The 19,993-nt window shown below is 73.9% G+C and carries 21 protein-coding genes and 1 pseudogene; 3 read left to right on the forward strand and 19 right to left on the reverse strand.

What is annotated here, in order from left to right:
• Window positions 1–133: 133 nt before the first annotated feature.
• Window positions 134–784, forward strand: a complete 651-nt coding sequence (locus tag GA0070613_RS01700; protein WP_089015682.1) for a class I SAM-dependent methyltransferase family protein — start codon at window positions 134–136, stop codon at window positions 782–784.
• Between the two features lie 35 nt (window positions 785–819).
• A complete protein-coding gene (locus GA0070613_RS01705; protein WP_089015683.1) occupies window positions 820–1,926 on the forward strand; it encodes a sulfite oxidase in 1,107 nt (368 codons plus the stop codon).
• 13 nt (window positions 1,927–1,939) lie between these two features.
• Here the strand turns inward: GA0070613_RS01705 and GA0070613_RS01710 are convergent, their stop codons facing one another.
• From GA0070613_RS01710 to proS, 12 genes and pseudogenes are all read right to left on the reverse strand, one after another.
• On the reverse strand, window positions 1,940–2,263 hold the full coding sequence (locus tag GA0070613_RS01710) for a DUF2469 domain-containing protein (RefSeq protein WP_007075222.1): 324 nt from the start codon (window positions 2,261–2,263) through the stop codon (window positions 1,940–1,942).
• A complete protein-coding gene (locus GA0070613_RS01715) occupies window positions 2,260–3,072 on the reverse strand; it encodes a ribonuclease HII (protein ID WP_089010662.1) in 813 nt (270 codons plus the stop codon). Before GA0070613_RS01715 ends, GA0070613_RS01710 begins: the two co-directional genes overlap by 4 nt.
• Window positions 3,066–3,551 carry an NUDIX hydrolase gene (locus GA0070613_RS01720; RefSeq protein ID WP_089010663.1) on the reverse strand — a complete coding sequence of 162 codons (486 nt, stop codon included), beginning with the start codon at window positions 3,549–3,551 and terminating at the stop codon, window positions 3,066–3,068. The genes GA0070613_RS01715 and GA0070613_RS01720 overlap by 7 nt, the downstream gene beginning before the upstream one ends.
• Before the next feature lie 48 nt (window positions 3,552–3,599).
• The gene (lepB, locus tag GA0070613_RS01725; protein ID WP_089010664.1) at window positions 3,600–4,235 is read right to left on the reverse strand and encodes a signal peptidase I; all 636 of its coding nucleotides are present in this window, start codon (window positions 4,233–4,235) and stop codon (window positions 3,600–3,602) included.
• A 9-nt stretch (window positions 4,236–4,244) separates the two neighbouring features.
• Window positions 4,245–5,113 (reverse strand): annotated as a pseudogene (lepB, locus tag GA0070613_RS01730) (signal peptidase I).
• Between the two features lie 193 nt (window positions 5,114–5,306).
• Window positions 5,307–5,663 (reverse strand): 50S ribosomal protein L19, encoded by a 357-nt coding sequence (gene rplS / locus GA0070613_RS01735; RefSeq protein WP_089010666.1) that lies wholly within the window; start codon window positions 5,661–5,663, stop codon window positions 5,307–5,309.
• Window positions 5,664–5,806: 143 nt separating this feature from the next.
• Window positions 5,807–6,595, reverse strand: coding sequence for a tRNA (guanosine(37)-N1)-methyltransferase TrmD (gene trmD / locus GA0070613_RS01740; protein ID WP_089010667.1), 789 nt, complete (start codon window positions 6,593–6,595; stop codon window positions 5,807–5,809).
• 18 nt (window positions 6,596–6,613) lie between these two features.
• The gene (gene rimM, locus GA0070613_RS01745; protein WP_089010668.1) at window positions 6,614–7,228 is read right to left on the reverse strand and encodes a ribosome maturation factor RimM; all 615 of its coding nucleotides are present in this window, start codon (window positions 7,226–7,228) and stop codon (window positions 6,614–6,616) included.
• The gene (locus tag GA0070613_RS01750; protein WP_172862164.1) at window positions 7,228–7,488 is read right to left on the reverse strand and encodes an RNA-binding protein; all 261 of its coding nucleotides are present in this window, start codon (window positions 7,486–7,488) and stop codon (window positions 7,228–7,230) included. The genes rimM and GA0070613_RS01750 overlap by 1 nt, the downstream gene beginning before the upstream one ends.
• The gene (gene rpsP / locus GA0070613_RS01755) at window positions 7,463–7,939 is read right to left on the reverse strand and encodes a 30S ribosomal protein S16 (protein ID WP_089010669.1); all 477 of its coding nucleotides are present in this window, start codon (window positions 7,937–7,939) and stop codon (window positions 7,463–7,465) included. Before rpsP ends, GA0070613_RS01750 begins: the two co-directional genes overlap by 26 nt.
• A 239-nt stretch (window positions 7,940–8,178) precedes the next feature.
• A complete protein-coding gene (locus GA0070613_RS01760) occupies window positions 8,179–8,799 on the reverse strand; it encodes a DUF402 domain-containing protein (RefSeq protein WP_089015684.1) in 621 nt (206 codons plus the stop codon).
• A 49-nt stretch (window positions 8,800–8,848) separates the two neighbouring features.
• Window positions 8,849–10,255, reverse strand: coding sequence for a proline--tRNA ligase (gene proS, locus GA0070613_RS01765; protein ID WP_089010670.1), 1,407 nt, complete (start codon window positions 10,253–10,255; stop codon window positions 8,849–8,851).
• 148 nt (window positions 10,256–10,403) lie between these two features.
• Between proS and GA0070613_RS01770 the strand changes: the two genes are divergently transcribed.
• The gene (locus GA0070613_RS01770) at window positions 10,404–10,970 is read left to right on the forward strand and encodes a hypothetical protein (RefSeq protein ID WP_089010671.1); all 567 of its coding nucleotides are present in this window, start codon (window positions 10,404–10,406) and stop codon (window positions 10,968–10,970) included.
• A gap of 107 nt (window positions 10,971–11,077) precedes the next feature.
• On the opposite strand, the gene GA0070613_RS01775 is transcribed toward GA0070613_RS01770, so the two are convergent.
• The 7 genes from GA0070613_RS01775 to GA0070613_RS01805 all read right to left on the reverse strand — a co-directional run bounded on the left by GA0070613_RS01775 (window position 11,078) and on the right by GA0070613_RS01805 (window position 19,981).
• Window positions 11,078–12,157 (reverse strand): amidohydrolase family protein, encoded by a 1,080-nt coding sequence (locus tag GA0070613_RS01775; protein WP_089010672.1) that lies wholly within the window; start codon window positions 12,155–12,157, stop codon window positions 11,078–11,080.
• 110 nt (window positions 12,158–12,267) lie between these two features.
• Window positions 12,268–13,824, reverse strand: coding sequence for a signal recognition particle protein (ffh, locus tag GA0070613_RS01780; RefSeq protein WP_089010673.1), 1,557 nt, complete (start codon window positions 13,822–13,824; stop codon window positions 12,268–12,270).
• Window positions 13,825–14,082: 258 nt separating this feature from the next.
• Entirely contained in the window at window positions 14,083–14,739 is a 657-nt protein-coding gene (locus GA0070613_RS01785; RefSeq protein WP_089010674.1) for a response regulator transcription factor, read from the reverse strand.
• Window positions 14,736–15,869, reverse strand: a complete 1,134-nt coding sequence (locus tag GA0070613_RS01790) for a sensor histidine kinase (RefSeq protein WP_089010675.1) — start codon at window positions 15,867–15,869, stop codon at window positions 14,736–14,738. Before GA0070613_RS01790 ends, GA0070613_RS01785 begins: the two co-directional genes overlap by 4 nt.
• 25 nt (window positions 15,870–15,894) lie before the next feature.
• The gene (locus GA0070613_RS01795; protein WP_089010676.1) at window positions 15,895–16,716 is read right to left on the reverse strand and encodes an ABC transporter permease subunit; all 822 of its coding nucleotides are present in this window, start codon (window positions 16,714–16,716) and stop codon (window positions 15,895–15,897) included.
• Window positions 16,706–17,608, reverse strand: a complete 903-nt coding sequence (locus GA0070613_RS01800) for an ABC transporter ATP-binding protein (RefSeq protein WP_089010677.1) — start codon at window positions 17,606–17,608, stop codon at window positions 16,706–16,708. The genes GA0070613_RS01795 and GA0070613_RS01800 overlap by 11 nt, the downstream gene beginning before the upstream one ends.
• Window positions 17,609–17,704: 96 nt before the next feature.
• Complete coding sequence (locus GA0070613_RS01805) at window positions 17,705–19,981, reverse strand: [protein-PII] uridylyltransferase (RefSeq protein WP_089010678.1); 2,277 nt, start codon at window positions 19,979–19,981, stop codon at window positions 17,705–17,707.
• Window positions 19,982–19,993 lie beyond the last annotated feature (12 nt).

A 19,993-nucleotide genomic window follows, 5' to 3' on the forward strand; every position in this document is an offset into this window, starting at 1 on the left:
GACGGCGGTGCCCGCGCCACCGGGCGCACCGCCGACTGTGGACGGCGGCCCGGCTGTGGACAACGCCCGGCGGCGGAGTCGATCTGCTATGCGGCCAGACCGGCCGGCGACCCGCACCGCCTATGCTGAGCCGGTGACACGGGACTGGTACGCCTGGCACGACGACTACGACCAGCCGGACTCGGCCCTGTCCCGACGCCTGACCGAGCTGCGGCTGCGCATCCGCGAGGCGCTGGACCAGGCGCCACCCGGCCCGCTCCGGGTGGTCAGCCTCTGCGCCGGCCAGGGGCGGGACCTGATCCCGGTGCTCGCGACGCATCCCCGGCGGGACGACGTGACCGCCCGCCTGGTCGAGCTGGACCCCCGCAACGCCGAGGTGGCCCGGGCGGCCGCGGCGGAGGCCGGCCTGCCGGCGGTGCAGGTGGTGGTCGGGGACGCGGCGCTGACGGACCACTACGCCGACCTCGCCCCGGCGCACCTCGTGCTGGTCTGCGGCGTCTTCGGCAACATCGTCGACGCCGACATCCGGGCCACGGTCGGGCACTGCGCCGCCCTCTGCGCCGCCGGCGGGACGGTCTTCTGGACCCGGCACCGTCGCGAGCCGGACCTGGTGCCCGCCATCTGCGACTGGTTCGCCGAGGAGGGCTTCACCCCGGTGGCGGTGAGCAGCCCGGCCGACGGGGTGGGGGTGGGCGTGCACCGCTTCACCGACCGACCCCGGCCGCTGCCGGCCGGCGTGCGGATGTTCGAGTTCGTCGGCTACGACCGCCTCACCCACCCGTGACCGGGCGTCCGCCCGCCGACCGTCGGGGAGCCGAGATGACCACTGTGGACGACGTCAGCCGGCCGTCCCGGATCGCCGGTCCGGACGAGGCGATCAGCGCGGAGGAGTTGCAGCTCGCCGCGCGCAACCACGGCATCCCCCTCGAGGCGCTGCGCTACGACGTCACCCCGGCCGGGCTGCACTACCTGCTCATCCACTACGACATCCCGGACGTCGACCCGGTGGCGCACACGCTGACCGTCGACGGCGCGGTGGACCGGCCGCTGAGGCTCGACCTGGCCGGCCTGCGGGACCGTCCCCGGGTCACCCACCGGGTGACCCTGGAGTGCGCCGGCAACGGTCGGGCGCTGCTGCACCCGCGGCCGGTCAGCCAGCCGTGGCTGGTGGAGGCGGTCGGCAACGCCGAGTGGACCGGCACGCCGCTGGCGCCGCTGCTGCGCGAGGCCGGGCTCTCCCCGGACGCCGTGGACGTGGTCTTCACCGGCGCGGACCACGGCGTCGAGCGGGGCGTCGAGCAGGACTACCAGCGGGCACTGCCGGTCGCGGACGCGCTGCGCGAGGAGGTGCTGCTGGCGTACGAGATGAACGGCGCTCCCCTGCTGCCGCAGCACGGGTCGCCGCTGCGGCTGATCGTGCCCGGCTGGTACGGCATGGCGCACGTGAAGTGGCTGCGCGGCATCCGGGTGCTGACCGAGCCCTTCGACGGCTACCAGAACGCGGTGGCGTACCGGCTGCGGAGCGACGCCGACGACCCCGGCGTGCCGGTGACCCGGATCGAGCCTCGCGCCCTGGTCCGCCCGCCGGGCTTCCCGGACTTCATGTCACGTACCCGGGTGCTGCGTCCGGGGCCGTGCACGGTGGACGGTCGGGCCTGGTCGGGACACGCGCCGGTCAGCGCGGTGGAGGTGACCACCGACGGTGGCGCGAGCTGGGTACCGACCCGGCTGGACGAGCCGAGCGGCGGGGAGTGGGCGTGGCGGCGGTGGCAGTTCGACTGGGCTCCGGAGCCGGGGCGGTACGTGCTGGGCGCTCGGGCCACGGACGCCGCCGGACGCCGTCAGCCGGTCGAGCAGCCGTGGAACCGGGGCGGCTTCGCCAACAACCTGGTGCAGCGGGTCGAGGTGGTGGTCCTGGCGGGGTGAGAGCCGGAAACCCTCAGCCGCCGAATCCGGAGTCTGCGGGAAGGGAGATGTCCGGCTTTTCGAGCTCTTCGACATTGACGTCCTTGAACGTCATGACTCGGACGTTCTTGACGAAACGGGCAGGGCGGTACATGTCCCACACCCAGGCGTCGTGCATCTCGACCTCGAAGTAGACCTCGCCGTCCGAGTTGCGCACGTGCAGGTCGACCTGGTTGGCCAGGTAGAAACGGCGCTCGGTCTCCACCACGTAGGAGAACTGGCGGACAATGTCGCGGTACTCCCGGTAGAGCTGCAGCTCCATCTCGGTCTCGTACTTCTCGAGATCTTCCGCGCTCATCGCACTCCGCCTTCCATGACCACATCTTCCCCCACCGGCGCCGGAGGTCGAGGCTGCTCGCCCAACGCCACGCCGACGGTACCCCCTGACGCGCCGGAGCGCTCCATCGGCTCGTCCGGGCCGTCCACCACCGGACGACGGGACCGGGGCGGGCGCCCGTCCCGGCCGGAGATCGTGGCCACGTTGACGTAGGAGAAGCGGTGCTCCCGGCACGGCCCGCGCTCCCGCAGGGCCGCCGTGTGCTCGGGCGTGATGTAGCCCTTGTGCTCGGCGAAGCCGTACCCCGGGTACCGGTCGTCCAGCTCCACCATGATCCGGTCCCGGGTGACCTTGGCCAGCACGCTCGCCGCCGCCACACAGGCGGCCACCCGGTCGCCCTTCCAGACCGCCAGCCCCGGCACGTCCAGCCCGTCGACGCCGAAGCCGTCGGTCAGCACGTACTCGGGGCGGGTGGTCAGCGACGCGAGGGCGCGCCGCATCGCGGCCACGTTGCACACGTGCAGCCCGCGCGCGTCGACCTCCTCGGCGGGGATCACCACCACCGCGTACGCGAGGGCGCGGGCGACCACCTCGTCGTGGATCCGCTCCCGGGTGGCCGGGGTAAGCAGCTTGGAGTCGGCCAGCCCGTCGATCTCGCCGCGCCGCCCCTCGGGCAGCACCGCGGCGGCGGCCACGAGCGGCCCGGCGCAGGCGCCCCGCCCGGCCTCGTCCGCGCCGGCCACGTGCCGGAAGCCGCGCCGTTGCAGGGCGCGCTCCAGCGCGTAGAGGCCACCCTCGCGGCGCACCACGGTGCGCGGCGGCGTCAGCACGGCGTACCCCCGTGGGCGGCGGCTCGGGCGGCGAGCGCCCGGGTCAGCACTGCCGGCAGATCCTCGGGGTAGTAGCGCTCGGCGGTGCCGGCCAGCTCGCCCAGGGACCACCAGCGGTGGCCGCTGACGCTGGCGCGCTCGATCTCGTCGAAGCCCGCGGTGTCCACCTCCCAGGCCGGGACGCGGACCAGGAAGAACTCCTGCTCCTGCCGGTACCAGACGCCGTCGAACGGGAACTCGACCGTCTCGGCCCACACCGGCGGGCCCAGCTCGGCCGGGATGAGCCGCAGCCCGGTCTCCTCGGCCAGCTCGCGGGCCGCGCCGTCGACCGGGCTCTCCCCCGGGTCGAGCCCGCCGCCGGGGGTGAACCAGTAGCTGTGCCCGGGCCGGGCCGGATCGGTGCCGGCGAAGAGCAGCACCCGGTCGGCCGCGTCGACGAGCAGCACCCGGGCCGCGCGTCGCGGGGTGTAGACGGTCACCGCCCAAGCCTGCCAGACGGCTCCGACGAACGCCCACGCCCTCCGGGGTCAGGGATTGGGGATCCCGTCGAACTGCTTGGGGACGGTGAGCCAGGTCGCCCGGTCGACCGGCCAGAAGACGGTGAACGCCCGCCCGACCACCTGGTCCTCGGGGATGGTGGCCTCGGTGATGTCCTGGCCGGACTGCTGCCAGTGCTCCAGCGAGTCGCCCGAGGCCGAACGGTGGTCACCCATCACCCAGAGCCGCCCCTGCGGCACGGTGATGTCGAAGTCCTGGTCGGCGGGCTTGTCCTGCTGGCCGTTGGCGGAGTAGATGTACGGTTCCTCCAGCGATCGGCCGTTGATGACCAACCGGTCCTGAACGTCGCAGCAGACCACGTGGTCGCCGGCGACCCCGATCACCCGCTTGATGAAGTCCTCACCCTCCGGGTTGCCGCTCCACTCGGTGGGCGCCTTGAAGACGATCACCTCGCCCCGGTGCGGCGACCGGAAGTCGTAGACCAGCTTGTTGACCAGCACCCGATCGTCGATCTTGAGAGTGTTCTCCATGGACGGGGAGGGGATGAAGAAGGTCTGCAGCACGAAGGCACGCACCAGCACTGCGACCAGGATCGCCACGCCCAGGAGGATGGGCAGCTCCTTCCAGAAGGAGCTGCGAGGCTTTTCGGTCTGCTCGTCAATCACGGGAGGAGCCTACGACGCCGGGCACGCGGGGGCCGCCCGGAACGCGCGAGAACGGAGAGGGCCGCGGTGACCGGGAGGATCAGCACGACACCGCCCACCGGATCGGGATCGACGGGGGTCGGCCCGGCCGGCACGCCGTCGGCCCGGGGCAGGCCGGCGAAGGTGTCCGGCACGGGCAGCGAGGTCCACCGCTCGGAGGGCCAGACGATCATGAAGGCCCGGCCCACCACGTTGTCGATGGGCACCGGACCCTGACAGCGGGCGTCCTGGGAGACCAGCCGGTGGTCGCCCATCACGAAGATCTGGCCGGCCGGCACGACGACCTCGGTGAACTGCCGGGACCGGCACTCCTTCGGGTTCGGCGGCAGCTCGGCGGGCGAATCCTCGGAGACGTACCCCCGCTCGTCCAGCGGCACGCCGTTGACCACGACCCGGCCCTTGTCGCAGCACCAGACCTTGTCGCCGGGCACCCCGATCACCCGCTTGATGAAGTCCTTCTCGCCGGGGCGGCTGACCCCGACCAGGTCGCCGAGGGTGCGGCCGACCTTGCCGGCGAAGCCGGCCGGCGGCGCCGGGGTTTCCTGGGCGACCCACTTGTCGGTGCCCCGGAAGACCACCACCTCGCCGCGCGCCGGATCGCGGACGTCGTAGACGACCTTGTTGACCAGCACCCGGTCGCCGATGAGGAGGGTGTTCTCCATCGACCCGGAGGGGATGAAGAACGCCTGGAGCAGGAAGGTGCGGATCAGCACGGCGAGGCAGAACGCGACGATCAGCAGCAGGGGCAGCTCCTGCCAGAGGGGCATCTGCCGCCTGGTGCGCCGGGCCCGCCGGCGCCAGGGATCGACGGTGCCGTCCTCGTCAAGCATCTGCACCATGCCACTCTCCGGTCCGCAGAAACGACACTACCGCCCGGGGGCCTCGTCGTGAGACCCCACGGGCGGTAGTGGATCGCTGTGCCGCGCGGGACACCGCTGCGGCGTCGCTGCCCTCCTGCGCCCGTACGACCAGGGTAATGGGATCCGGTCGATGCGACATCCGCGCAGGTCAGGCGGCGTGGCGAGCGGTAGGTCAGCTGGGCTGCTTCTCGCGCAGCTCCTTGATCTTGGCCTTCTTGCCGCGCAGCTCGCGCAGGTAGTAGAGCTTGGCCCGACGCACGTCACCGCGGGTCACGACCTCGATCCGGTCGATCGCCGGGCTGTTGATCGGGTACGTCCGCTCCACACCGACACCGAAGCTGACCTTGCGGACCGAGAAGGTCTCGCGCAGACCGTCACCCTGGCGGCGGATGACGACGCCCTGGAAGATCTGGACCCGGGACCGGTTTCCCTCGACGACCCGCGCGTGCACCTTCACGGTGTCACCGGCACGGAAGTCGGGGAGGTCGACCCGCTTCGACTGGGCGTCAAGGGCGTCCAGGATGTTCATCGCTGTGTCCTCGTGAGGCTCACGGCGCACCGTCACTCGGTGCGCGGATGGGTGATTCTGATCCCCGGGTGGTGGACGGCGGGCCGACCCCGGTCGAGGATCCTCGCAGCCGTCCGCGGGCGCGGACAGATGCGGCAACCCCTCTACTTTGCCACATCCCCCGGCGGCAGCGGAAATCCGCCCCGGTCCAACGCGGCCCGGTCCCGCTTGTCCAGGCTCTCCGGGGGCAGCGCGGCGATCATGTCGGGGCGGCGCGCGGCCGTCCGGGCCAGCGCCTCGTCCCGCCGCCAGCGGGCGATCCGTCCGTGGTCGCCGGAGCGGAGCACCTCCGGCACCTCGTGCCCGCGCCAGGTCGCCGGCTTGGTGTACATCGGGGCCTCGAGCAGCCCGTGGGCGTGCGACTCCTCGTCCAGCGACCCGGCGTTGCCGAGCACTCCGGGCAGCAGCCGGGTGACCGCCTCCAGGATCACCAGCACCGCGACCTCGCCGCCGAAGAGCACATAGTCACCGAGGGAGACCTCGGTCACCCGCATCCGGGTCGCCGCCTGGTCGAGGACCCGTTGGTCGATGCCCTCGTACCGGCCGCAGGCGAAGAGCAGGTGCGACTCGGCGGCCAACTCGTGCGCCATGGCCTGGGTGAACCGGACGCCGGCCGGCGAGGGCACCAGCAGTCGGGGCAGGGTGTGGCCGTCCGGGCTGAGCTCGTCGGGGGCGAGGGCGTCCAGCGCCTCACCCCACGGCTCCGGCCGCATCACCATGCCGGGGCCGCCGCCGTAGGGGGTGTCGTCGACCGTGCGGTGCACGTCGTGGGTCCAGGTCCGCAGATCGTGTACGGCCAGCCGGAGCGTGCCGTTCGCCCGGGCCTTGCCGACCAGCGACAGGTCCAGCGGGGCGAAGTACTCCGGGAAGATCGACACGATGTCGACGCGCATCAGGGGTGCTCCGGCGGTCTAGAGATCGAGCAGACCGGCCGGCGGGTCGACGACGACGCGACCGCCGGCGAGGTCCACCTCGGGCACGATCGCCTTGACGAACGGGATCAGCGCGGTACGCCCCTCGGGGCGGCGCAGCACCAGCATGTCGGACGCGGGCGCGTGGTCGATCGCGGCCACCTCGCCCAGCCGCTCGCCGGCCGGGGTGACCACGGCGAGGCCGACCAGCTGGTGGTCGTGGAACTCCTCCGGGTCCTCCGGCGGCGCGACGTCGGCGCTGTCCACCGTGAGCAGGGTGCCGCGCAGCGCCTCGGCGACGTCCCGGTCCGGCACGCCCTCGAAGGCGACCAGCAGCCGGCCCTGGTGCCAGCGCGCCGACTCGATGGTCAGCTCGGCCGGCACCCGGAACGGCACCCCGGGACCAGACGCCGGGTTGGCCGGGGGTGTCACTCCCGGTTCGGTGCGTAGCACGCCGCGACCGCGGGAAGACTCAGCCGGGGGTCTCACCCCCGGTTCGGTGCGTAGCACCGAGCCGGGGGTGAACCGTGCTTCGGGCTCATCGGTCCGCACCTCCACGGTGACCTCACCGCGGATCCCGTGCGGCTTGCCGATCCTGCCAATGACGAGAAGCATCAGTACGAGTCGACGATGTCGACGCGTACCCCGCGCCCACCGATGGAGCCGATCACCTGGCGCAGCGCTTTGGCGGTCCGGCCGGACCGCCCGATCACCGTGCCGAGGTCCTCGGGGTGCACGCGGACCTCGAGCCGCTTGCCCCGACGGGAATCGACCATCCGGACGCGCACGTCGTCCGGGTGGTCCACGATGCCCTTGACCAGGTGCTCCAGCGCGGGACGCAGCGGCATGTCAGGCCTGCTCACCGGCGTCGGCAGCAGCAGCCGGGGCCTCGGCCGGAGCCTCGGTCTTCGGCGCCTCGGCCTCGGCCGGAGCCGCGGCCTTGGCGGCCTTCTTGGCCGGCTTGGCCGGGGTCTCCGGAGCCAGGCCGGCGGCGGCCTTCGCCTCGGCCTCGTACGCCGCCTTGCGGTCGGCCCGCTCCGGGGCGACCTTCAGCGGCGGCGGGGCCGGCAGGCCCTTGAACTTCTGCCAGTCACCGGTCAGCTCCAGCAGGCGCTGCACGGCCTCGCTCGGCTGCGCGCCGACCGACAGCCAGTACTGGACCCGCTCCGACTTGACCTCGATCACCGAAGGGTCCTCCTTCGGCTGGTACACGCCCACGAACTCGATCGCGCGACCGTCACGCTTGGTGCGCGAGTCGGCGACGACGATGCGGTACTGCGGGTTGCGGATCTTGCCCATCCGCAGGAGCCGGATCTTTACGGCCACAGTTGTTTCGCTCCTGTTGCGATTTCACCGGCCCGGTACGGGCGGTGCACGGGTGAGCGCCGACCGGCACAGTGGGGTTTGGGCCGGAGACTGCTCGGTGGACTGGCGACGCGCCCGGGTTAGAGGGCGCCGGACGCGCGCCGGATACCAGCGAACCATTCTGCCAGATCCGGCGCCGATCTCTCACACCGGACCCGGACAGGTCACCCGAGGCGGTAGCCGAGTGACGGACGACACCGTCAGCGGACCGGCGGACGATCCCAGCCAGGGGGCAGTTCGTCCGGTACGTCCCATTCCACCGGCGGGGTGAAGTCGCACCAGGTGCCGTCGAACGGAAACGCGCCGGCCTCGGCGAGGGCGATCACCCGCTCCCCCTCGGCCCGGACCGCCTTCTCGTCGGCCACCCAGTAGTCGTCGGGGAAGGCGAGGCGTTCGAGGAACTCCTCCTCGTCCTTCCACTCCCAGCTGTGGTCCGGCCGGACCACCACGTCCAGGTCCTGGTCGACCATGTCCACGCCGGCCACCGGGCCGTCGTCCCAGCGGACGCCCGGTTCCTCCAGGTTGACGTACCAGTTGCTGTGCCGGCCCCGGGCGTCCCGGAACCACCAGACCGAGTGGGACGCCCCGGTGGGCAGGAACTTCAGCACCGGCGGCCCGTTCCACCGACCCCGCGCCAGCCGGTGGGACGACGTGATCCACTCGGCGAACGGCATCGCCCGCATGCCCAGTCCCGCCTCGGTGACCTCGTGCGCCACCGGCGAGTGCCGGGCGACCCAGAGCAGCAGGCCCCGGTCGTCGTCGAGGACCACCCGCGCCGCCCGGACCCAACCGATCCGGCCGTGCCGGACGTTCCGGTGCATGATCAGCCGACCCGGGGCGAACCGGGTGACCGGACCGCCGGGCCGCACCTCAGTAGGCGCGGGCGAGGACGGCGACCAGGTCGGGCTCGTCCTCCGAGTCCGGCACCGTCCCGTCGGCGCGCAGCAGGCACCGGACGGTGACGCCCTGGCCGTTCGCCTCGGCCTCGCCCGGGACGCCGACCGCCGACCACGGCACCTTGGCCCAGCCGGTGGCGGCCGCCTCGATCGCCTCGGCCAGCGTCGACACCTCGACGGTGCGGGACTGACGGTGGGCCAGGGCCTGGTCGTGCAGCGCCCGCTGGTCGGCCTCCAGCGCGGCGAGGACCGCGCCGACCACGTCGGCCACCGGCGTCGGGGACTTCGAGCCGTCCGTACGCCGGACCACGACCGCGTTGCCGGCGGCCAGGTCGCGGGGGCCGACCTCGACGCGTACCGGATAGCCGCGCAGCTCGGCGTCGACGGCCCGGCGGCCGAACGCGGTGTCGGTGCGGTCGTCGAGCGCGACCCGGACGCCGGCGTCGCGCAGGCCGTCGCGGAGCTTGGCCGCCGCCTCGGCGACGCCCTCGCCGTCCTTGACGATCATCACGTACGCCTGGACGGGCGCCAGCTTCGGCGGCACCCGCAGGCCGTTGTCGTCGCCGTGCGCCATGATCAGCCCGCCGAGCATCCGGGTCGAGGTGCCCCAGGAGGTCGTCCAGGCGTGCTCCCGTCCGCCCTCGGCCGAGGAGTAGCTGATGTCGAAGGCCTTGGCGAAGTTCTGCCCCAGCTCGTGGCTGGTGCCGAGCTGGAGCGCCTTGCCGTCGCCCATCATGCCTTCGCAGGTGTAGGTGGCGGTCGCGCCGGCGAACCGCTCCCGGGCGGTCTTCAGGCCCACCACCACCGGGATGCCGAGCACGTTGACCATCAGGTCCTCGTACGCCTCGTGCAGGATCCGCCGGGCGTAGGCCCGCGCGTCCTCGCGGGTGGCGTGCGCGGTGTGCCCCTCCTGCCAGAGGAACTCGCTGGTGCGCAGGAAGATCCGCGGGCGCAGCTCCCAGCGGACCACGTTGGCCCACTGGTTGAGCAGCAGCGGCAGGTCCCGGTACGAGTCGATCCACTTGGCCATGAACTCGCCGATGACCGTCTCGCTGGTGGGGCGGACCACGACCGGCTCGGCGAGCTGCTTGCCACCACCGTGGGTGACCACGGCCAGCTCCGGCGAGAAGCCCTCGACGTGCTGGGCCTCCCGCTTGAGGTAGCTCTCCGGGATGAAGAGCGGGAAGTACGCGTTCTCCGCGCCGGCCGCCTTGATCCGGGCGTCCATCTCGGCCTGCATCCGCTCCCAGATGGCGTAGCCGGCCGGTCGGATGACCATGGTCCCCCGGACCGGGCCGTTGTCGGCCAGCTTCGCCTTGGCGATCAGGTCCTGGTACCAGCGGGGAAAGTCCTCCGCACGGGGAGTGAGCACGCGTGCCATGACCGCACATCCTATGCGCCGCCCTCCGGGCCGCAGCGATCGGGCGCGCCCGTGCCGCGCGGCGCGGGCTGCGCCGGCCGGAGCACCCCGGTCGACGCAGTGCCGCGGGACAGCGGGACCGGCCGGACGCTGATTAGCATCTGCGGCCATGTCCCCGCTGCGTTCCCTCTTCGGCCGCTCCTCCGGGCCGGCCCCGCTGCCGTATCCGCCGACCTCTCCGGAGGGGCTGGCTGCCCGCTGGGTGCGCTGGGTGGCGGCGCACGGGCCGACGAAGAACCCGGTCCGCGACACGACCGGCGAACACGCCGGGCACCACCAGCCCGACGACGTGTGGTTGCTGGCCGGCACCTACGGCGGCTCGGTGACCCGGCGCTGCGCGGTGCCCGCCGGCCGGCCGCTGTTCTTCCCGGCGTTCAACATGTGGCAGTTCCCGGCCCGGGCGGGCGAGGTGCCGGTGGTGTCCCGGGCGACCGGGCACGCCCAGCTGGACGGGGTGCCGCTGCCGCTGGCCACGATCGGCACGACGACGCCGTTCGAGGTGCGCGGCGCCCTCGGCAACGGGGTGACCTCGACGCCCCGCCCGACGCCGGTGACCGTCTGGGGGCTCTGGGCCAGCCTCCCGCCGCTGGCCCCCGGCGCGCACGAGCTGACCTTCGGCGGCAGCGACGGCGGCGGCTTCTGGGTGGAGGCGCAGTACCGCCTCGTCGTGAGCTGAGCCGTCCGGCCGCCCGTTGGGCCCCGCCCGAGCAGACCGTGGCCGCCCTCGCCGACCTCGCCCTCCACCTCTTCCTCACCGCCACCACCGCCTGACCCGAGGCGGGGTCAGCGGATGACGCGGCCGCGGAGGACGATGCGGGACGGGGCGCGGACGACGCGGAGGTCGCGGCGCGGGTCCTCCGGGTAGACGACCAGGTCGGCTAGGCCACCCTCGACCAGGCCGGGGAAGCCGAGCCACGCGCGGGCGCCCCAGGAGGCGGCGGCGAGCACGTCCAGGGTCGACATGCCGGCCCGCTCGTGCAGCAGCATCATCTCCTCGGCGGCCAGCCCGTGGTTGATCCCGCCACCGGCGTCGGTGCCGACGTAGATCGGCACACCCGCCTCATACGCGGCCCGGACCACCTCGGGGAAGCGGTCGCGCAGGGCGATCATGTGGTCGGCGTACCCGGGGAACCTGGCGCGCGCCTGGTCGGCGATGCCGCCGAAGGTGGCAATGTTGATCATCGTGGGGACCAGGGCGGTGCCCTGCCGGGCCATCAGGTCGATCAGGTCGAGGCTGAGACCGGTGCCGTGCTCCACCGAGTCCACCCCGGCCCGCACCATGATCTCCACGGCCGATTCGGAGAAGGTGTGCACCGCGGCGCGTACCCCGGCGGCGTGTGCGGCCGCGACGGCGGCGGTCATGGTGTCGGCGTCCCAGGCCGGCGCGAGGTCGCCGACCCCCCGGTCGATCCAGTCCCCGACCAGCTTGACCCAGCCGTTGCCGGCGGCCGCCTGCGCGGCCACCGTGGCGGCCACCTCGGCCGCGCCGACCTCCACGCCGATGTCCCGCAGGTAGCGCTTCGGCGGGGCGACGTGCCGGCCGGCGCGCGCGAGCCGCGGCAGCTCCGGCTCGTCGTCGAGTTCCGGGTACGGGTACGGCGAGCCGGCGTCGCGGATGGCCAGCACCCCGGCGTCCCGGTCGGTGCGGGCCAGCTCCCGGGCCTGGTCCAGGGAGGAGATCGGGGCGCCGCCCTGGGCGATGCCGATGTGGCAGTGCGCGTCGGTCAACCCCGGCAGCACGAAGCCGCCGTCGACCACCGTCTCCGCCCCCGGCACCGGATCGAAGGTGACCCGGTCGCCGTCCAGCCAGATGTCCCGGACCTCGTCGTCCGGCAGCAGCACACCGCGCACATGCAAAGCCATGTGCACAGTCCTACCCGATCACCGCCCGTGCCGCGGCAGCAGGCCGGCCGACGACGGCGGCCCCGCCACCATGAGAGGTGACGGGGCCGTCAGACGTCGGCGACGTGCGGTCAGCGGGGGCGGTCGTCGCCCTTGCCGAGCTTGTTGAAGTCGATCTTCGGGAGCTTGAAGCCCGGGGGCAGGCCCTGGCCGCCGGCCAGGTCGCCCGGGTCCAGCCCCGGCGGGAGCTGCGGCATGCCGCCCGGAAAGCCGCCCGGCAGTCCGGCGCCCGCGCCGCTGCGCGGCCGGTTGCCACCCTTGGTGCCCTTGCGCTTGTTCTTCGGCGACTTGGTCGCCTTGCGCCGGCCGCCGCCGGGGAGGCCCATCATGCCGCCCATCTGCTTCATCATCTTCTGCGCGTCGGCGAAGCGGTTGAGCAGCTGGTTGACGTCCATCACGGCGACCCCGGAGCCGCTGGCGATGCGGGCCCGGCGGGAGCCGTTGATGATCTTCGGGTTGGTGCGCTCGCCCGGGGTCATCGACCGGATGATCGCGGTGACCCGGTCGAAGTGCTTGTCGTCCAGGTCGGCGAGCTGGTCCTTCATCTGTCCCATGCCGGGCATCATGGCCAGCACGTTGGCGATCGGGCCCATCCGGCGGACCGCGATGAGCTGGTCGAGGAAGTCCTCCAGGGTGAACTGCTCGCCGCCCATCAGCTTGGCGGTCATCTTCTCCTTCTGATCGGCGTCGAAGGCCTGCTCGGCCTGCTCGATCAGAGTGAGGACGTCGCCCATGCCGAGGATCCGGCTGGCCATCCGGTCGGGGTGGAAGACGTCGAAGTCCTCCAGCTTCTCGCCGGTGGAGGCGAAGAGGATCGGCTGCCCGGTGACCTCCCGGACCGACAGCGCGGCGCCGCCGCGCGCGTCGCCGTCGAGCTTGGAGAGGACGACACCGGTGATGCCGACGCCGTCGCGGAAGGCCTCGGCGGTCCGCACCGCGTCCTGACCGACCATCGCGTCGATGACGAAGATGACCTCGTCCGGCTGGACGACGTCCCGGATGTCCGCGGCCTGCTGCATCATCTCGGCGTCGATACCGAGGCGGCCGGCGGTGTCGACGATGACGATGTCCCGGGCGGCCCGCTTGGCGTGCTCGATCGAGGCGCGGGCCACCTGCACCGGGTCGCCGACGCCGTTGCCGGGCTCCGGGGCGTACACCTCGACGCCGGCGCGGCCACCGAGCACCTGGAGCTGCCCGACGGCGTTGGGGCGCTGGAGGTCGGCGGCGACCAGCAGCGGCTGGTGGCCCTGGGCCTTGAGCCAGCGGGCCAGCTTGCCGGCGAGGGTGGTCTTGCCGGAACCCTGGAGGCCGGCCAGCATGATCACCGTCGGCGGGTGCTTGGCGAACTGGAGCCGCCGCCCCTCGCCGCCGAGGACGTTGATCAGCTCCTCGTTGACGATCTTGATGATCATCTGCGCCGGGTTGAGGGCCTGGGAGACCTCGGCCCCCCGCGCGCGCTCCTTGACGTTCGCGATGAAGCCCTTGACCACCGGCAGGGCGACGTCGGCCTCCAGCAGCGCCATGCGGATCTCGCGCGCGGTGGCGTCGATGTCGGCATCGGTGAGCCGACCCTTGCCGCGGAGCTTGGTGAAGATCCCGGACAGGCGGTCACTCAAGGTGTCAAACACACGAACATCCCGTTTGTCAGTGTTCCGGCGGGTACAACTCAGCCGGCGCGCACAAGGCCGGCCACCCGCAAGGGTAACGGTCCCACCTCGCCACTGCTTCCCACCGGCCGGGCCACGCCGGTCACCATCCCAGGACCCGCGGTGGTCAGGGCCGCAGGCCCGGGCGCGCGACAAGCCCGCCCAGCTCGGTCAGCGCCGGGCACAGCTCGGCGGAGACGGTCGTCCTGCCCGCCCCGAAGGCACCGTTCAACCAGACGATCACGCCTGAACCAGCCCCGACTGGTACGCGAAGACCACCAGTTGGGCCCGGTCCCGGGCACCCAGCTTCACCATCGCCCGGCTGACGTGGGTCCGCGCGGTGGCCGGACTGACCACCAGCCGCTCGGCGATCTCGACGTTGCTCAGCCCCTCGCCGACCAGCCCCACCACCTCCCGCTCCCGGTCGGTGAGCGTGCCGAGCCGGGGGTGGGGGCGGGGCACCCGGGCCGGTCGGGTGGCGAACTCGCGGACCACCCGCCGGGTCACCGACGGCGACAGCAGCGCCTCCCCCTCGGCGACCAGTCGGATCGCCCGCAGCAGCTCGGCCGGGCGGGTGTCCTTGGTGAGGAAGCCGCTCGCCCCGTGGCGGAGCGCGTCGAAGACGTATTCGTCCAGCTCGAAGGTGGTCAGCACGATCACCCGGGTGCCGGCAAGCTCGGGGTCGGCGACAATCCGCCGGGTCGCCTCGATGCCGTCGATCCCCGGCATCCGGACGTCCATCAGCACCACGTCCGGGCGCTCCCGCCGGGCCAGCTCGACGACGCTCAGCCCGTCCGCCGCCTCACCCACCACCGCGAGGTCGTCCTCGCTCTCCACCAGGGCGCGCAGCCCGATCCGGACCAGGCCCTGGTCGTCGGCGAGCAACACGGTGATCACGAGGTCTCCTCCACCGGCAGTGTCGCGTACACCCGAAAGCCGCCGCCGGGGCCGGGGCCGGCGGTGAACGACCCGCCCAGCGCGGTCACCCGCTCCCGCATGCCGGCCAGACCGTACCCGGGACCCGGCGGCCTCCCGGCCCCGGGCAGCGGCCCGCGCCCGGTGTCGGTGACCTCCACCGCGACCTCGCCGGGGGCGTACCGGAGCCGGACGGCGGCGGTGGCGGGCCCGGCGTGGCGGAGCACGTTGGTCAACGACTCCTGCACCACCCGGTACGCGGCCAGGTCCACGGCGACGGGGAGCGGGCGCGGCGCCCCGTCGACCTCGACGGTGACCGGCACCCCGGCACCGGCCAGCCGCTCGCGCAGCTGCGGGAGCTGGGCCAGCCCCGGGGCGGGCGCCCGTTCGTCGGCGGCCTCGTCCCGCCGGACCACGGTGAGCGTGACCCGCAGCTCGTCCAGAGCCTCCTTGCTGGTGCGGCTGATCGCGGTCAGCGCCGCCTCGGCCTGCTCCGGCCGCTTTGCCAGCAGGTGCAGGGCGATCTCCGCCTGCATGTGGATGGCGGCGAGGCCGTGCCCGACCACGTCGTGCACCTCCCGGGCGACCCGCAGCCGTTCGGCGTCGGCCAGCCGGCGGGCCTCGTCCACCCGGCCGCGGGCCGCGCTCTCCCGACCCAGCCGCACCGTCGTCCCCACCGCGAACGGCACCACCACCCAGGCGGCGGCGGGCATCAGGCCCAGCAGGCCGGGCGACCGGACGCCCACGAAGACGTGCACCAGCAGCGCGACCAGGGCCACCCCGCAGGCCACCGCCGCGGTGCGTAACGGCAGGCACGCGGCGACCGTGTAGACCGCGACGAAGAACGACAGCAGGATCGGCCCGTACGGGTAGCCGAGCACCAGGTACGCCGTGACGGCCGCGGTGCCGACCGCCAGCGTCGCCAGCGGCCACCGCCGCCGGACCGCCAGGGCCAACGCCGCCACCACCACCACCGGATACGTCGCCCGACCGGTGGGGATCCCCTCGTTGGCGCCGGCCGGCCCGGTGCCGATCAGCCCGAACGCGACCAGCGCCAGGGCCACGAGGACGTCGAAGATGTCGTCGCGCCACCCGGTCCGGTTCCGGTCCACGCCGTCCCTCCCGGTCCCCACCGCTCTAGCCGATGTCCCGTCGGCGCAGCAGCGCCCCGCCCACCGCCGCGAAGGCGACCAGATAGCCGGCCACCACCAGCGCCGCCTGTCCGCCGCCGACCGTCGCCGCGACCCCCGGCGTGTCGCCGGCCGCGCCGAGCGCCGCCGCCAGCGACCCGGCGTTCGGCCCGGGCAGCCCCTTCTGCGCCTGGGCCACCCAGTCAAGCAGGGGCGCCGCGATCGCGGCGAGCAGGTTCTGCACCGCGAGCATCCACACCAGCCCCAGCCCGACGGGCAGCGCCACCGCCCGCAACGCCACGGCGAGCACGGCACCGAGCATGGCCCACATCGTCGCGATGAGCCACCCCGCCCCGATCCCGGTCACCAGGTCGCCGGCCGACGGCCAGCGCACCGGCTGCGACTCGGCGACCGCGATCAGCGCGCTCGCCACCGCCCCGACGGCGAAGACGGAGAGCACCACAACCAGGGCGGCAGCCGCCAGGGCGAGCAGCTTGCCGGCGTACACCTCCAGCCGGGACGGCCCCTGGGAGAGCACCGTCTTCCAGGTGCCCCAGCCGTACTCCCCGCCCACCGCGAGCACGCCGAGGATCAGCACGATCGCGCCGAGGAAGACCGGCAGCCCGCCCAGCGAATTCCCCACCAGCCGGTCGGGCAGCAGCATCGGCAGCGTCCGGTCGGTGTTCGGGCCGGTGGTCCCGCCGGCGATGCTCGCGTACGGGAAGACGTAGGTGAAGACCAGGGCGAGCACCAGCGTGATGGCCAGCAGCAGCCAGGACGCCGGCCGGCGGACCAGCTTGACCGCCTCGGCCCGGAAGCTACGCGACATCGGCCGTTCCCTTCTCGATGAGGTCGAAGAAGACCTGCTCCAGATCCCGTTCCCGGCGCCGCAGCTCGCGGACCGCCACCCCGGCGCCGACCAGCTCCGCGTTGAGCCACGCCGCCCGGTCCGGCTCGACCGACAGCTCCAACCCGCCGTCCACCACCCGCACGCGCTCCGCGCCGACCAGCGCCCGGGCCCGCGCGGCGGCCTCGTCCAGCGGGTCGGCCAGCACCCGCAGCCCGGCCGCGCCGCGCAACTCGGCGACGCTGCCCTCGGCGATCAGCCGACCCCGGGAGATCACGCCGACCCGGTCGCAGACCTGCTCGACCTCGCCCAGCAGGTGGCTGGAGACCAGCACCGTGCAGCCGCCCGCGCCGAGCCGGCGGATCAGCGTGCGCATGTCCGCCATGCCGGCCGGGTCGAGGCCGTTGGTCGGTTCGTCCAGGATCAGCAGGCGCGGGTCCTTGAGCAGGGCGGCGGCCACCCCGAGGCGCTGCTTCATGCCCAACGAGTAGCCGGCGTACCGGTCGCCGGCCCGCTCGGTCAGGTCGACCAGGTCGAGCACCAGCGCCACCCGGTCGGCGCCGACCCCGGCGTAGCGGGCGAGCACCCGCAGGTTGTCCCGGCCGGACAGGTACGGGTAGAAGGCCGGCCCCTCGATCAGCGCGCCGACCCCGGTGAGCCGGCCGGCGCCGGGGGCCCGGCCGAGCAGCCGGACCGTGCCGGCGGTGGGGCGGACCAGCCCGAGCAGCATCCGCAGGGTCGTGGTCTTGCCGGCGCCGTTCGGGCCGAGGAAGCCGTACACCTCGCCGGATCGGACGGTCAGGTCGAGATCTCGCACGGCGGTCAGGCCGCCGTACCGTTTCGTGAGCCCTTCGGTCTGCACTGGCAGGTTCATGCCCCCGAGCGTGCCGGCCGGCGCGACGGAAAACGTCGCCTCGTGGGCGGCACCTCGGCTACGCCTCCGGACGTAGGCCCAAGAGTGGCCCGCGGCTCAGACGGCGGCCAGGACGGCGGCCTCCAGCCGGGCCCGCTCGGCGTCGTCGGGCCAGCCGCCGACCAGGTAGAACGCGTCCACCACGTCTGCGCCGAGGGTGGAGATGCGGGCCGCCCGGACCTGGGCGCCGGCCTCGTCGAGGGCGCAGGCCACCCGGTAGAGCAGTCCCGCCGCGTCGGCCGCCCGCAGTTCGAGCAGCACCGCGTCGGTCGCCGCCTCCCGGTGCCAGACCACCCGGGGGGCCGCGCCCGCGCCGCGTGCGGCGAGGGCCCGGCCGCGCAGCCGCTGGGTGACCGAGACGTCGCCGGTGACCGCCCGGCGCAGGTCGGCGCTGAGCGCGATCGGGTCGGGCGCGAGCCCGTAGCGGGGTTGCACCCGGCACTCGACCAGGGCCCGGCCGTCGACCGTGGAGGCGTCCGCGGAGAGCACCTCCAGCCGGTGCAGGGCCAGGCAGCCGGCGACCGTCGCGAGCAGGCCGCGCCGGTCCGCCGCGGCCACCGCCACCCGGTCCTCGGTCAGGTGTACGACCGGCAGCGGCCCCGCCACCAGCGCCGGGTCGGGTGCCGGGGGCGCGGGCAGCACGCCGGTGTCCAGCGCGGTACGCACCCGGGCGACCAGCTCGGCGACGAGCCGCCCCTTCCAGTCCGACCAGGCCGCCGGCCCGGTGGCGGCGGCGTCGGCGCGGACCAGGGCGTGCAGCAGGTCCAGGGTGGTGGTGTCGCGGACCTTCTCCGCCACGTCGGCGATGGTCTTCGGGTCGGCGAGGTCCCGGCGGGTGGCCACGTCGGGCAGGAGCAGATGCAGCCGGACCAGGTTGCCGATCAGCGCCACCTCGTGCTCGGGCAGCCCGATCCGGGCGGCGACGGACTCCGCGACCGGCGCGCCCACGGTGCTGTGGTCGCCAGGGAGTCCCTTGCCGATGTCGTGCAGGAAGGCGCCGAGCAGCAGCAGGTCGGGGCGGTCCACCTCGCGGGAGTGCCGGCTCGCCTCGTACGCGGTCTGCACCAGGTGCCGGTCCAGGGTGAACCGGTGCACCGGGTTGTGCTGGGGCAGGCTGCGCAGCCGGGTCCACTCGGGCAGCCAGCCGTCGATCAGGCCGTACCGGTCGCAGGTCTCCCAGGCGGGCACCAGGCCGGGACCGGCGCCGAGCAGGGTGATCAGCGCGGCCAGGGCGGCGGGCGGCCAGGGCGCGGGCAGCGGCGGGCAGTACGCGGCCAGCCACTCGCAGGTGGCCCGGGCGATGGGCAGGCGGGTGGTGGCCGCGGCGGCGGCGACCCGCAGCGACAGGCTCGGGTCGGGGCGGGCCCCGATGGCGGTACGGGCGAGCACCAGCTCGCCGTCGTGCTCGACCACGTCCCGGGCCACGGGGCGGCGGACCGGGCGGCCGTCGGCGCCCCGGCGGCGGCCGGAGCGGAGCCGGTCGGCGGCCCGCCAGGCGTCGTCGAGGGCGTGGCTGACGGTGCGGGCGTCCCCGGCGACCCGGCGCAGCAGGGCGTCGCCGTCGTCCAGACTGAGCAGCTTGGCGACGCCGTCGCGTTCCTGCGCGACGAGCCGGTCGACCCGGCGGCCGACCTGCAGGTGCAGGGCGTCGCGGGTGTCCAGCAGGCGCAGGTGGGCGGCGCGGACGGCCGGGCGCAGCGCGTCGGTGATCCCGGCGGTGGCGATGGCCCGCAGGATGCCGACGTCGCGAAGCCCGCCGGCGGCCTCCTTCAGGTCGCCCTCGAGCAGGAAGGCGAGTTCGCCGTGGGTGGCCCAGCGGGCGGTGGTGATCTCCTTCAGGCCGGGGAGCTGGCGGACGGCGGTGCGCCGCCAGTGGTCGGTGGCGGTGCGGATGAGCTGGTCGGCGAGCGCCCGGCCGCCGGCGACGTAGCGGGCGTCGAGCAGGCCGAGGGCCACCTTGACGTCGTCCTGGGCCACCGAGAGCGCCTCGGCGACGGTCCGCACGGAGTGGTCGAGCCGCAGCCCGGCGTCCCAGATCGGATACCAGAGCTTGGCGGCCAGCTCGTCCGTGCCGGGCACCCCAGCGTGCAGCAGCACCAGGTCGAGGTCCCCGTACGGCGCGCACTGTCGCCGCCCCAACCCGCCCACCGCGATGAGCGCGATGCCGTCCTGCCGGGGCAGCAGCGAGCCCAGCCACGAGTCGAACGCGTCGGCCCGCGCCGCCCGCGCCCCCTCCCCGATCCCGCCGGGAACGCCGACGACCTCGTTGATCAAGAGCTCCGCGTCGCCGTCGCCGGGGTGTCCTGACGCATCCTTCTTGATCAACGAGGTCATCGGGGGTGGCTC

It is taken from the genome of Micromonospora inositola (assembly GCF_900090285.1).
Taxonomy (GTDB): domain Bacteria; phylum Actinomycetota; class Actinomycetes; order Mycobacteriales; family Micromonosporaceae; genus Micromonospora; species Micromonospora inositola.